General features: G+C 50.2%; 12 protein-coding genes. All 12 read left to right on the forward strand.

Annotation, left to right across the window (positions count from 1 at the left end; all coding sequences use genetic code 11):
- Positions 1–95: 95 nt before the first annotated feature.
- A complete protein-coding gene (locus ATH33_RS06415; protein WP_037995151.1) occupies positions 96–1,427 on the forward strand; it encodes an acetyl-CoA carboxylase biotin carboxylase subunit in 1,332 nt (443 codons plus the stop codon).
- Between the two features lie 10 nt (positions 1,428–1,437).
- Positions 1,438–1,650 (forward strand): acetyl-CoA carboxylase biotin carboxyl carrier protein subunit, encoded by a 213-nt coding sequence (locus tag ATH33_RS06420; protein ID WP_037994995.1) that lies wholly within the window; start codon positions 1,438–1,440, stop codon positions 1,648–1,650.
- Between the two features lie 29 nt (positions 1,651–1,679).
- Positions 1,680–2,609, forward strand: coding sequence for a hydroxymethylglutaryl-CoA lyase (locus ATH33_RS06425; RefSeq protein ID WP_037994992.1), 930 nt, complete (start codon positions 1,680–1,682; stop codon positions 2,607–2,609).
- Positions 2,590–3,366 (forward strand): enoyl-CoA hydratase, encoded by a 777-nt coding sequence (locus tag ATH33_RS06430; protein ID WP_121874210.1) that lies wholly within the window; start codon positions 2,590–2,592, stop codon positions 3,364–3,366. Before ATH33_RS06425 ends, ATH33_RS06430 begins: the two co-directional genes overlap by 20 nt.
- 17 nt (positions 3,367–3,383) lie before the next feature.
- Positions 3,384–4,919 carry an acyl-CoA carboxylase subunit beta gene (locus ATH33_RS06435; protein WP_121874211.1) on the forward strand — a complete coding sequence of 512 codons (1,536 nt, stop codon included), beginning with the start codon at positions 3,384–3,386 and terminating at the stop codon, positions 4,917–4,919.
- A gap of 20 nt (positions 4,920–4,939) precedes the next feature.
- Positions 4,940–5,929: a ketopantoate reductase family protein gene (locus ATH33_RS06440; protein WP_121874212.1), complete on the forward strand. Its 990-nt coding sequence runs from the start codon at positions 4,940–4,942 to the stop codon at positions 5,927–5,929.
- A 49-nt stretch (positions 5,930–5,978) separates the two neighbouring features.
- Positions 5,979–7,331: an MFS transporter gene (locus ATH33_RS06445; RefSeq protein WP_049720296.1), complete on the forward strand. Its 1,353-nt coding sequence runs from the start codon at positions 5,979–5,981 to the stop codon at positions 7,329–7,331.
- A 57-nt stretch (positions 7,332–7,388) separates the two neighbouring features.
- A complete protein-coding gene (bshC, locus tag ATH33_RS06450; protein WP_121874213.1) occupies positions 7,389–9,026 on the forward strand; it encodes a bacillithiol biosynthesis cysteine-adding enzyme BshC in 1,638 nt (545 codons plus the stop codon).
- Positions 9,027–9,102: 76 nt separating this feature from the next.
- Complete coding sequence (locus ATH33_RS06455; RefSeq protein ID WP_049720294.1) at positions 9,103–10,362, forward strand: adenosylhomocysteinase; 1,260 nt, start codon at positions 9,103–9,105, stop codon at positions 10,360–10,362.
- A gap of 139 nt (positions 10,363–10,501) precedes the next feature.
- Positions 10,502–10,933 carry a division/cell wall cluster transcriptional repressor MraZ gene (gene mraZ, locus ATH33_RS06460; protein WP_037994980.1) on the forward strand — a complete coding sequence of 144 codons (432 nt, stop codon included), beginning with the start codon at positions 10,502–10,504 and terminating at the stop codon, positions 10,931–10,933.
- Between the two features lie 10 nt (positions 10,934–10,943).
- The gene (gene rsmH / locus ATH33_RS06465) at positions 10,944–11,882 is read left to right on the forward strand and encodes a 16S rRNA (cytosine(1402)-N(4))-methyltransferase RsmH (RefSeq protein WP_181729132.1); all 939 of its coding nucleotides are present in this window, start codon (positions 10,944–10,946) and stop codon (positions 11,880–11,882) included.
- A gap of 37 nt (positions 11,883–11,919) precedes the next feature.
- A complete protein-coding gene (gene ftsL / locus ATH33_RS06470) occupies positions 11,920–12,285 on the forward strand; it encodes a cell division protein FtsL (RefSeq protein WP_049720293.1) in 366 nt (121 codons plus the stop codon).
- The last annotated feature ends 5 nt before the right edge of the window (positions 12,286–12,290 follow it).

The following is a 12,290-nucleotide window of genomic DNA, read 5'->3' on the forward strand; positions in this document are numbered from 1 at the left end:
TGAGAAGGAGTAAAAACCGTTTTTGTAGAACAATTTAAAATATAATCATTAATAATGATTATATTTATTTTAGAATAAAGAGGTGAATTATGTCGATAAAAAAGGTACTTGTTGCAAACCGGGGAGAAATCGCCTGCCGTATCATCCGAACGTGCCGGGAAAAAGGGTTAAAAACCGTGGCGGTCTTTTCCGAAGCGGATCAGGAAATGCCGTTTGTCCGGATGGCGGATGAAGCCGTCTGCATCGGTCCACCCCCGGTTCCCAAAAGCTATCTGAATATGGAAGCGATCTTGGATGCCGCTTTTCAAACCAAGGCGGATGCGATTCATCCGGGTTACGGCTTTTTATCGGAAAATGCCGTGTTTGCCGAAAAAGTGCAAGCCAACGGGCTGATTTGGATCGGATCGGATCCTTCCGTCATTTCGCGGATGGGCGATAAAGTCGTGGCCAGAAAAACCATGAAAAAAGCGGGAATTCCGGTCATTCCGGGCTCCGACGGTTTGTCCCGCCCGGATGACGCCGTCGCCGTGGCCGGGGAAATGGGTTATCCGGTTTTGGTCAAAGCAAGCGCCGGCGGGGGCGGAATCGGGATGCGAGTTTGTTTGAGTGAAGAAGAGCTGAAAAAGCATTTTCAATCGCTGAAAAGCCGGGCCAAGGCTTATTTTGGCCATGACGGTTTGTTTATCGAAAAAGTGATCTCTCCTGCAAGGCACATCGAAGTCCAAATTGCCGCAGACCAACACGGAAATGTGGTTCATTTGTATGAAAGAGAGTGCTCGGTGCAAAGACGGAATCAAAAAGTGATCGAAGAGGGATTATCGCCGTCCATTCATGAATCCACCCGCGAAAAATTGAGAAAAGCGGCGGTCCAAGCAGCCAAAGCGGCACAGTTTACCGGAGTGGGCACGGTTGAATTTTTGGTGGATGCATCCGAACAATTTTATTTTTTGGAAATGAACACGCGCTTGCAGGTGGAACATCCTGTCACGGAAGCCATCACCGGTGTTGATTTTGTGGACTGGCAAATCCGGCTGGCGGAAGGAAATTGCTTGCCGCTAAAGCAGGAGGAAATTTCGTGCCGGGGCCATGCCATGGAGTTTCGCATCTATGCTGAGGATCCGAAACGTTTTTTGCCTTCGCCGGGTAAAGTGACCCGACTCTCTTTTCCCGAAGGAGAAGGTGTGCGCGTGGATACGGGGATTCAGGAAGGAAACGTGGTTTCGCCCTTTTATGATCCCATGATTGCCAAGTTGATTGTAAGCGGTTGCAGTCGGGCGGAAGTGTTGGAAAAAGCCGGAGAAGCTTTGCGAAAGTGTAAGGTGGAGGGGATCCAAACCAATCTTCCGCTCTTAAAAAGCGTGTTGGAGAGCGAACTGTTTCAGCAAGGGAATTATGATACGAAATTGATCCAAAACATTTTAAAATGAGGTGAGTCAAATGGCCAAAGTGGAAGCGACCATGGCGGGAACCGTCATGCAAGTATTGGTGGCCGTGGGGGACAAAGTGGAGGCCGGACAGGATGTGGTGATTTTGGAATCGATGAAAATGGAAGTGCCGGTACAGTCGGAATATTCTGGCGTTGTCAAAGAAATCAAGGTGGAATCCGGTTCCTTTGTCAGTGACGGAGATGTTTTGATCGAGCTTTCTTAAAAACTCTGATCCGAGGTGGCGTAATCCAAGTGGATGTCAAAATTGTGGAAGTCGGCTTGAGGGACGGGTTGCAAAACGAGCCCGTCACGTTGGCAACCGAAGTGAAGCAGGAACTTATCGAGCGCTTGTTTCAATCGGGGGTAAAGCATCTGGAAGTGACTTCGTTTGTCCATCCCAAATGGATTCCCCAATTGTCCGATGCCGATCGGTTGGCTTCCGGTCTTCCCCGTTTGCCGGTGACCTATCGAGCGCTCGTTCCGAATCTGCGGGGGTTGAAGCGAGCCCTTGACACCCGCGTCGATGAGTATGCCGTGTTTTTGTCCGCGAGCGAAAGCCATAATCGGAAGAATATCAATAAAAGCATCCGGGACACGATTCCGGTTTTAAGGGAAGTGGTTCAACTCGCACACCAACATGGGAAGAGGGTGCGGGGGTACGTTTCCACCGTCTTCGGATGTCCGTATGAAGGGGATGTTCCGCTTCAAAACGTGGTTCACATTTGTGAACAGCTTCTGGATATGGGGGTTTACGAAATTTCATTGGGCGATACGATCGGGGTTGCCGCGCCTCTTGAAGTGAAAAAACGGTTGAAAGACCTTTTGACAGCGGTTCCAGCTTCGAAACTGGCCGGTCACTTCCATGACACCCGCGGGACCGGATTGGCCAACGCCTATGTTTGTCTGGAAGAAGGAATTCACACCCTGGATACTTCCTTCGGCGGCTTGGGCGGTTGTCCGTATGCACCGGGAGCGGCGGGGAATCTGGCCACCGAAGACCTGGTTTACATGCTGAAGAGACAAGGTATCGACCCGGGAATCGATCTGGACCGGCTGTGTGAAACCAGCCTGTATGTGCAGAAGTATTTGGGAAAAACGTTGCCCTCCAAAGTGTTGCAAAGTTATGTGGCCAAGAAAAAAGAAAGCGGGGGAGGGAATGAAGATGGCACCGGTGGTCACTGAGTGGAAAGAGCATACGGCCATTGTCACGATCAACCGTCCTGAAGTACACAATGCCCTGAACATGCCGGCACTTCAGGCATTGCAGTCGGCGATTGAAACGTTGACCGATCATCCGAAGGCACGGGCCGTGATTATTACCGGAGCCGGAGAAAAAGCTTTTTGCGCGGGAGCCGACCTCAAGGAGCGCCGCACGATGGATGACAGGGAGGTTCGCCGTTTTATCCGGTTGATTCGGGATACCTTCACCCGCATCGAACAAATGCCGCAGCCCGTCATTGCCGCCATCAACGGGTTCGCTTTCGGGGGCGGGACGGAACTGGCTTTGGCCTGTGATATCCGGATTGCCGAACAACATGCGGTGATGGGGCTGACGGAAACGTCGCTCGGGATCATTCCGGGAGCAGGGGGGACACAGCGCCTTCCACGGTTGGTCGGAAAAGCAAAGGCAAAGGAATGGATATTCACGGCACAAAAAATCACCGCATCCGAAGCGGAAAAACGGGGTCTCGTCAATGAAGTGACGGAGAAAGGAAAAGCTTTGGAGACGGCTTGCCGGTTGGCCGGACGAATCGGAGAAAATGCACCGCTTGCGGTCCGGCAGGCCAAGCTGGCCATTGATCGCGGATTGGAGACTGATCTCATGACCGGGCTGGCTCTGGAAACATCGGCTTATGAAACGCTGATTCCGACAAAAGACCGGCAGGAAGGGCTCAAAGCATTCGCAGAAAAAAGAAAACCCCGCTATACCGGGGAATAAACCGGGAGGGATGGTTTGTGAAAGAATCCGTTGTCGGGCAATTGCGCAAAAACAAAGAAATCGTGCAAAAAGGGGGTGCCCCCAAATATCATGAAAAGCTGAAGCAACAAAACAAGCTTTTCGTGCGGGATCGATTGAAACGGTTGTTTGATGACGAATTTCAATTGGAAGACGGGTTGTTTGCCAACTTCATGGCCGGTGATCTTCCGGCGGACGGTGTGGTGACGGCGATTGGAAAGGTCAACGGCCAAACGGTTTGCGTCATGGCCAATGACTCCACTGTGAAAGCCGGTTCCTGGGGAGCGCGGACCGTGGAAAAAATCATACGAATTCAGGAGACGGCCATAAAATTGAAAGTCCCCATGATTTACCTGGTGGACTCGGCCGGTGCCCGGATTACGGACCAAATTGAAATGTTTCCCGGCCGGAGGGGAGCGGGCCGCATTTTTTACAACCAGGTAAAAATGTCCGGAATGGTTCCGCAAGTCTGTCTTTTGTTCGGGCCTTCAGCGGCCGGCGGAGCTTATATCCCCGCTTTTTGCGATATTGTGATCATGGTGGACAAAAACGCGAGCATGTACTTGGGTTCCCCGCGCATGGCGGAAATGGTGATCGGGGAAAAAGTTTCCCTGGAAGAAATGGGCGGAGCGCGGATGCACTGTACCGTGAGTGGATGCGGGGATGTGCTGGTTTCGTCGGAGGAAGAAGCGATTCAATCCGCACGAAAGTATTTAAGTTATTTCCCGGCCAACTACCAGACAAGCCCGGAGCCTGTTGAAGCGAAGGAACCGTCCCCAAAGGCGCGTCCCGTTTCGGAAATTGTCCCGGATCACCAAAACACTCCTTTTGACATGATGGAAGTGATTGAAAGCCTGGTGGATGAAGGGTCGTTCTTTGAGATCAAAAGCTTGTTTGCCAAAGAATTGATCACCGGATTGTCTCGGATTGACGGGCAGGTTGTCGGGATTGTGGCAAACCAGTCAAAGGTCAAAGGCGGGGTTTTGTTTGTGGACTCGGCGGACAAAGCAACCCGTTTCATCAACTTATGTGATGCTTTCCATATTCCGTTGTTGTTTTTGGCGGACGTCCCCGGTTTCATGGTCGGGACGCAAGTGGAGCGGGCCGGGATTATCCGGCACGGAGCAAAGATGATTTCCGCCGTTTCGGAGGCGAGCGTGCCCAAAATCTCGGTCATTGTCCGGAAAGCATATGGCGCCGGATTGTATGCCATGGCCGGCCCGGCCTTTGAACCGGATTGTTGCCTGGCCCTCCCGACGGCACAAATTGCCGTGATGGGGCCGGAAGCGGCTGTCAACGCGGTGTACAGCAACAAAATCCGGGAGTTGGAAGAACCGGAGAGAACCCGTTTTGTCATGGAAAAGCGGGAAGAATACAAGCAAGACATCGATATTTACCGTCTGGCCGGCGAAATGGTGATTGACGGCATTGTGGAGCCGGATGAATTGCGGACGGAATTAAGCCGGCGCTTCGAGGCTTATGCGAGCAAACAGCTTCAATTCAGCCAACGGAAACATCCCGTTTACCCTGTATGAGAAAAAGGTTATGATAGAAAATGAAGACGTTTACGAGCCATGATCCCAATGGCTCTCTTTTTTTAGCCAAAGTGAGGGATGAAACGGTGAGAATAGCAGTATGGGGAGGCGGAGCGCTGGGATTGTTATGGTCTGCACGCCTTGCACCCCGAACCGGTCCGTTTTTGCTGGTCACCCGTACGGCCGGTCAGGCCCGGCAAGTGAACAATACGGGAATCACCTTGACAACGTTGTCGGGAGAACGGAAAAAAATCCGGGTAAAGGCCCGGCCGGCCGGTTGGATCCGGGAAGACCCCCCCTTTGATGTCATTTTGGTGATGGTGAAACAACACCATTTGCCATCGGTTATTCCCCTGTTGAAAAACGTGATTCACCCGGAAACACAGGTGTTGTTTTTTCAAAACGGATGGGGCCACCAAAAATGGTTGGAACAGTTGTCTTCCCGTTGCGAAACCTATTTGGCGGTTACGACGGAAGGCGCATTAAAAAACGGCAATCATGTGAGGCATACGGGAAAAGGAACGAGCTGGATCGGCTCTTATCCCGATGGGGATAAAAAAACGTCGCCGGCACTCAGGTCTTTGCTGGAAACAGCGGGAAAAGACCTTCTTCAATATGATGAAGACATCCGGCAAAGGCTTTGGGGGAAGTTGGCCGTCAATTGCGTGATCAATCCGATGACTGCTTGGTATGAAATCCGAAACGGTGCGTTGTTACACCCCAAATATGATGCGGAAAAAGAGGGGATTTTAACAGAAGTGGCGGAAGTGGCGTCACTGGAAGGGATTTCGCTTCCGTTCCAGCAGATGTGGGAACAAATTCATGAGGTTTGCCGGCGGACTTCCGCCAATTTTTCTTCCATGCTGCAGGATGTGAAACACCACCGGCCGACGGAAATTGATTATTTAAACGGGGCGATTGTCCGTTTGGGGGCCAAACACCAAAGAAATTTGCCCGTCAATCAACTGTGGACCGGACGGATTCGGGAGAAAGAAAAGTTCATGATATAATGGGAAGAATGAAGACAATTATGGATAGGAGTACTGTGGGGGGATTGGTTTGTCTCGTCCCAAATCGTTGTCATTTGATACGTATATCATCAGCATGGTTTTCAGCACATTCGATTTGTTGACGGTGGTGCCCGTTTTATCTTTGATTATCCAGGAGTACCATTTGTCGATGAATTGGGCGGTGTGGGCCGTTTCACTCCATTTGGCTTTTTTTGCCTTTTCTTTGCCCATGATGGATAACTGGGTGGCTTCCAAAGGGAAAATGGAAGTATTGTGGACGGCTCTCACTTTCTTTGTGCTTGGAACCTTGCTCGCCGGATTGGCCGTGGAGTGGGTATGGTTCATGTGCGGCCGTGTCATTCAGGCCATCGGAACCGGCGGCATGGTGCCGGTTGTCTCCTCGCAATGCCGGCGCAAACTCGGCAAAATGCCCAAAGGCAAACGCAGTTTGATCATGCTGGCATTTGCAGTCACATGGTGTTCAGTTCCCTTGGCATCCGCCGGGCTGGCAGGAGCCCTGGGATGGAAATCGGTTTTTATTTTGCATATTTTGTTTGCTTTTTTGGTGCTGTTGATATCCCAAACGTGGAAAATCGTTGATCAGCCGAACCGCAAAGGGGTCGGCGGCGAATCCATCGTATTTTTCGGGTTGATCGTCTTGTTTTTGATGATGGCCGTCACCAGCACCGATTTTTCCGGAGGGATCTCCTCAGTCTTGCATAAAGAAGTGTTGCCGCTTTGGATTGTGGCCATTGGAATGGTGGTTCCTCTGTTGATGGTTGAACGCCAGGGAAGCTATCCGTTTTTTGAACCGCATCTGTTTGCCAATTGGCGTCTGTGGATTTTATATATACAGGTCACTTTGCAAGGGTTTCTGTGGACGATTCTGACCTTGCTTCCTTTTTGGTTTGCCCGGCAGTATGAAACCGGGACATACGGCACAGCGGTCTGTTTGAGTTTGATTGTGACCGGTGCCATGATGGCGCTATCTGTCATCGGTTTTTTGTCCAATCCTGTGTATGTGCACCGTCTGGCTTATACGGCTTTTTTGCTTTCGGCCGTCACTTGTGCGGGTTTGATCTGGGTCCCGGACAGCCGGTGGATGCTTTTTGCGTTCAGTTTCTTGGGATGGTTTCTGAGCTTTGCAGTGGCTGATCCCGTTCACCGATATATGTTCAAATGGGTATCGCCCCGCCGGATCCGTTCAGGATTGATGGCTGCCGGCATGTTCAGGGCGGCCGGGGGAGCGCTGGGATTTGTGACGGCGGCCCGCTTGTTTGAACCCGGTGTGCTCATCGGTGAAGAGGTGCGCATCTTTTTGTTTGTTGCAGGAGTTTCTTTTCTGGGATTTTTGTTTAGTCTGTTTTTGGGGACAAAAAAAGTTAGCCACTATAATAATTGAAGTGATATACTTTGTAACGGTGGAGCATCAGACTTTTCTTTTAAAGAGGAGTTATATATGAGGTTACAAAAGATAGCAATGACCAAGAAATCCAGTATATTTGATGAATTTCTTCACGACCGGGAGTTTGCCGGTTCGTTTTATCAGTACCATCCTTGGCAGGAGGAAAGCATTTACGAACGCGCCCGCGATTTGAAAACATCGAAACCGGCCGTTTCGCGTCAGGAATTGGTCAGGGTGCTCCGGTCTTACCATCAGCCGGATTTGTTGCATCCCGAAGTGGAGCGAAATTTGAACCGGTTGGCCAAAGAGGACAGCATGGTCGTGATCGGGGGCCAACAAGCCGGTTTGTTGGGCGGACCGTTATATACTTTTTATAAAGCCATCACCATTATCCGGTTGGCAAAACAGGCAGAGGAACAACTGGGACAGCCGGTGATTCCCGTTTTTTGGATTGCCGGTGAGGACCATGATTTGGAGGAAGTGAACCATGTATGGGTGCAAAACGGCGAGAAAGAACCGGTGAAACACCGGTTTGCAGTGAAAGATCAGCGGAAAATCCCCATTTCCCGGCGTAGGCTGGATGAAAAACAGTACCGGGACTGGCTGGATCAATTGGCCAAGATCCTGCCGGACCGTCCTTACAAAGAAGAATGGCTGGCACAGTGCCAAAAGTGGGGAATTGGCACACGGTCATGGACCCGCTTGTTTGCCAAAGTGTTCCATCATTTTTTCGGCCCGTACGGATTGTTGTTGGTGGATTCCCATGACGAAAATCTGCGCCGGCTGGAGGTGCCGGTTTTTAAAAGCATGATCCGGCAAAGCCAAGCGATTGCCCGGGCGGTGCAGAACGCTTCCGGCCGTCTGGCTGCAAGGGGACTGGAAGTTCCGGTCGATTTAAAAGAGGATCAGGGAAATTTGTTCATTCAAGTCGATGACGAGCGGCAGCTCCTGTTTCAAAAAGGGGGGCAGTGGACCACCAAAGACGGCCTGAAAAAGTGGTCGGAAGATGAATTGATGTCATTGGTCGAACAAGAGCCTGCATTGTTCAGCAATAATGTGATCACCCGTCCGCTCATGCAGGAAGCCTTGTTCCCCACCCTTTACTTCGTGGCCGGACCCGGTGAAATTGCGTATTGGTCCCTGTTGAAAGAGGCGTTTTACGAACTCGGCCTGAAAATGCCGATTGTGATTCCGCGCGTGTTTGTCACGATGATGGACCCGGCGTTGGAAAAACGGATGGACGAGTTTGCTTTGGGGCTTGAGGAACTGGATAACTTGAATCAGAAAAAATTGAAGTGGATTGATGAGCAACAGCCTCCGGATCTGACCGACCGGTTTCAGGAAGCGGCGGATGCCATCATAGTGCATCATGAGCAGCTGGTTGGTTATTTGCACCAAACCATCGGCATGAATATGAGGGAAATCGGAAAAAAAAATGAAGAAAAAATCAAAGCGCAAATCGATTACTTGCACCGTTTTGCCAAAAAAAGCCTGGAAGAGAAACATCGCGCATCGTTACGGAAATGGGACGAACTGATTCACGGAATTTATCCGAACGACAAACCCCAGGAAAGGGTTTACAATATGATATGGGCATGGAATGAACACGGGATGGATTGGGTTGACTTTTTGCTGCGGGCGCCTTCTTACGAAGTGCGGCTGGATGGTTCCGTCCATGTCCTGTTGATTTAGTCTTTTTCCTTTTGGAAGATAATCGTGTATAATAACCACGATTATCGGATTTACATATGGGAACAGGGGGATTTATATGTCAGCAGAAAACAGCATTGTCCGTGATATGAACCTGGCCCCGCAAGGCCGCTTGAAAATGGATTGGGCTTGGGATCATATGCCGGTGCTGAGCCGGTTGCGGGAACGGTTGAGCTCGGAAAAGCCGCTGGCCGGAAAAAAAGTGGCGATTTCCCTGCATTTGGAGGCAAAAACGGCTTGCCTGGCTGAATTGATTCGGGATGCAGGAGCGGAAGTGGCCATTACGGGAAGCAACCCGCTTTCCACCCAGGATGACATCGCCGCAGCCTTGGCTGATTCCGGCGTGACAGTGTTTGCCAAATACAACCCGTCTCCGGAAGAATATAAAGACCATTTGATCAAAACGCTTGAAACGAAACCGGATTTGATCATTGATGACGGCGGGGACCTGGTCAGCATTTTGCACTCGGAACGTCCGGACCTGTTGGAAAATGTTTTGGGCGGATGTGAAGAAACCACCACCGGGATTTTGCGTTTGCGCTCCCTGGAGAAAGAGGGGACATTAAAATTCCCGATGGTGGCGGTCAATGATGCTCATTCCAAATACTTGTTTGACAACCGGTACGGAACCGGGCAATCTGTTTGGGACGGAATCAACCGCACAACCAACCTGGTCGTTGCCGGGAAAACCGTGGTCGTTGTCGGCTACGGATGGTGCGGACGGGGCGTTGCCATGCGCGCCAAAGGCTTGGGTGCGAAAGTGATCGTCACCGAAGTGGATGCTGTCAAAGCAACGGAAGCATACATGGACGGCTTTGAAGTGATGCCGATCAAGGAGGCGGCCCGGCACGGAGACTTCTTCATCACCACCACGGGGAATAAAGGAGTCATTTCGGGTGAGCATTTCCAAGTGATGAAAAGCGGAGCCATCATGGCCAATGCAGGCCACTTCAACGTCGAAATCGACGTGGAACAGTTGGAAAAAGCGGCCGTGAAACAACGCGTGGTGAGAAAAGACATCGCGGAGTATGAGATGGCTGACGGACGGAAACTTTACCTGTTGGCCGAAGGGCGTCTGGTGAATCTGGCCGCGGGAGACGGGCATCCGGCCGAAATCATGGATATGACCTTTGCCCTGCAGGCGCTTTCCCTGCTGTATGTGCATGAACATCATGGCGAATTGGGACCGAAAGTGTTGGATGTGCCTTATCAGATCGACGAGCAAGTGGCCCGCTATTTCCTGGAAGCCAATGGAGTGGCGATCGACCGCTTGACGGAAGAACAGGAAAAATATCTGGCAAGCTGGCAGTTGGATTGATTGGAGATGAAAGGAAATATACGGTTGAATCCTGCACATTGCGTGCAGGATTTTTTATATTCCGTGTGGTATAATTACCAGTGTGGTGGAGAGTGGTGGAAAGTGGTGAGGAAGGGAGGCCAGAGGGGAGGACAGCGGTATGTTCATGGGTGAATTCAGGCATAATATCGATGATAAAGGGAGATTGATCATCCCTGCGAAGTTTAGGGAATCATTGGGATCTTCTTTTGTGATCACCCGTGGCTTGGACCGCTGTTTGTTTGCTTATCCTCCTTCCGAATGGACGCAACTGGAACAAAAATTAAAAGCTCTTCCTTTTACCAAAGCGGATGCACGTAAATTTACGCGCTTCTTTTTTTCTGGAGCAAGCGAAGTGGAATTTGACAAACAAGGCAGAATCCATATTGCTCCCCATTTGCGGGAGTATGCTCGTTTGAAAAAAGAGTGTGTGATCATCGGTGTCTCCACCCGTGTTGAGATTTGGTGCAAAGAACAATGGGAAGAGTATTACTGTAACTCCGAAGAATCGTATAATGAAATCGCAGAAAGTTTGATTGATCTGGATTTGTAGCAAAGGATGAATGAAAGTGTTTAAACATGAAACGGTATTAAGAGAAGAAGCAGTCCATGGACTTTGTATCAAATCGGATGGCATCTATGTGGATTGTACGCTGGGCGGAGGGGGACACAGTCAGTTGATCGCCGAGCAACTGTCTCCATCAGGAACCCTCATCGGATTAGACCAGGACAAGCAAGCATTGGATCATGCCAAAAATAAATTAAAAGAACACACATGCAACTTGCATTTGATAAACACCAACTTTCGACATGTCAGGAAAGTTGTGAATGAACTAGGTTATGAAAAGGTCGACGGCTTGTTGTTTGATCTGGGTGTTTCATCCCCCCAGCTCGATCAGGGAGAACGGGGCTTCAGTTATCACCAGGAAGCTCCGCTCGACATGCGGATGAATCAGTCACAGGAATTAAGCGCCTTTCATGTTGTCAATGAATGGCCGGAGGAAGAATTGGCTCGCATCTTGTTTGAATATGGCGAAGAAAAATTTTCCCGGCGAATTGCCGGCGAAATTGTCCGGACGAGAAAGCAAGCACCGATTCGCACCACTTTGGAGCTGGTGGACGTGATCAAGCAGGCGATTCCCGCTCCTGCACGCAGAAAGGGGCCTCATCCGGCACGTCGTTCGTTTCAGGCGATTCGGATTGCCGTCAATGATGAATTAAACGCTTTTCAAGAGGCGTTGAAAGAAAGTGTGAAATTGCTCCGCCCGCAAGGGCGCATCAGTGTGATCACCTTTCATTCTCTGGAAGACCGGATTTGTAAACAGTTTTTCAAGGAACAATCCCGGGGATGCATTTGTCCTCCTGATTTTCCTGTCTGCACGTGCGGCAGAAAACCGGAATTGAAGATGATTACAAAAAAACCCGTCCTGCCGAGTCCGGAAGAAATAGAGAGAAACCAACGGGCCCGGTCCGCAAAATTGAGGGTCGCGGAAAAAATATAAAAATGAAAGAAGCAGGTAGTGTGAGGAGGATTTATATATGAGAGCGGATCGTTTTCATGGTTCGGCTGCAAAACAGCTCCATAAGCCTTACAGAGTGGAGCGGAAGCAAAAAAGGCCAACCCCTTTTAAAGCGTTTCCGACCGGTGAAAGACTGCTTTACCTGTTCAGCGTTATTTTGTGCGTTGCTTTGGCTGTTCTGGTTTTGTCGCGTTATGCCAAAGTGTCGGAGTTAAATGTGGCGATTCAAAATACGGAACTTGAAATCGAAAAGGTGGAAAAAGAGAATCTCCAATTGGAAACAGAAGCCAACAAATTAAGAAGTGTGGAGCGTATTCGCAAATTTGCTGAACAGAAAGGATTAGAGTTGACAGCACCAAAATACTTACCTTCAACCAGCCCCTGATGCCG

Source organism: Thermoactinomyces vulgaris (genome assembly GCF_003688725.1).
Classification (GTDB): domain Bacteria; phylum Bacillota; class Bacilli; order Thermoactinomycetales; family Thermoactinomycetaceae; genus Thermoactinomyces; species Thermoactinomyces vulgaris.

Bases quoted from the DNA above. Each gene is read 5' to 3' on its own strand.
- ATH33_RS06455 (WP_049720294.1), top strand. From the start codon at position 9,103: ATGTCAGCAGAAAACAGCATTGTCCGTGATATGAACCTGGCCCCGCAA.
- ftsL (WP_049720293.1), top strand. From the start codon at position 11,920: ATGAGAGCGGATCGTTTTCATGGTTCGGCTGCAAAACAGCTCCATAAG.
- rsmH (WP_181729132.1), top strand. From the start codon at position 10,944: ATGAAAGTGTTTAAACATGAAACGGTATTAAGAGAAGAAGCAGTCCAT.
- ATH33_RS06440 (WP_121874212.1), top strand. From the start codon at position 4,940: ATGAAGACGTTTACGAGCCATGATCCCAATGGCTCTCTTTTTTTAGCC.
- ATH33_RS06430 (WP_121874210.1), top strand. From the start codon at position 2,590: ATGGCACCGGTGGTCACTGAGTGGAAAGAGCATACGGCCATTGTCACG.
- bshC (WP_121874213.1), top strand. From the start codon at position 7,389: ATGAGGTTACAAAAGATAGCAATGACCAAGAAATCCAGTATATTTGAT.
- mraZ (WP_037994980.1), top strand. From the start codon at position 10,502: ATGTTCATGGGTGAATTCAGGCATAATATCGATGATAAAGGGAGATTG.
- ATH33_RS06420 (WP_037994995.1), top strand. From the start codon at position 1,438: ATGGCCAAAGTGGAAGCGACCATGGCGGGAACCGTCATGCAAGTATTG.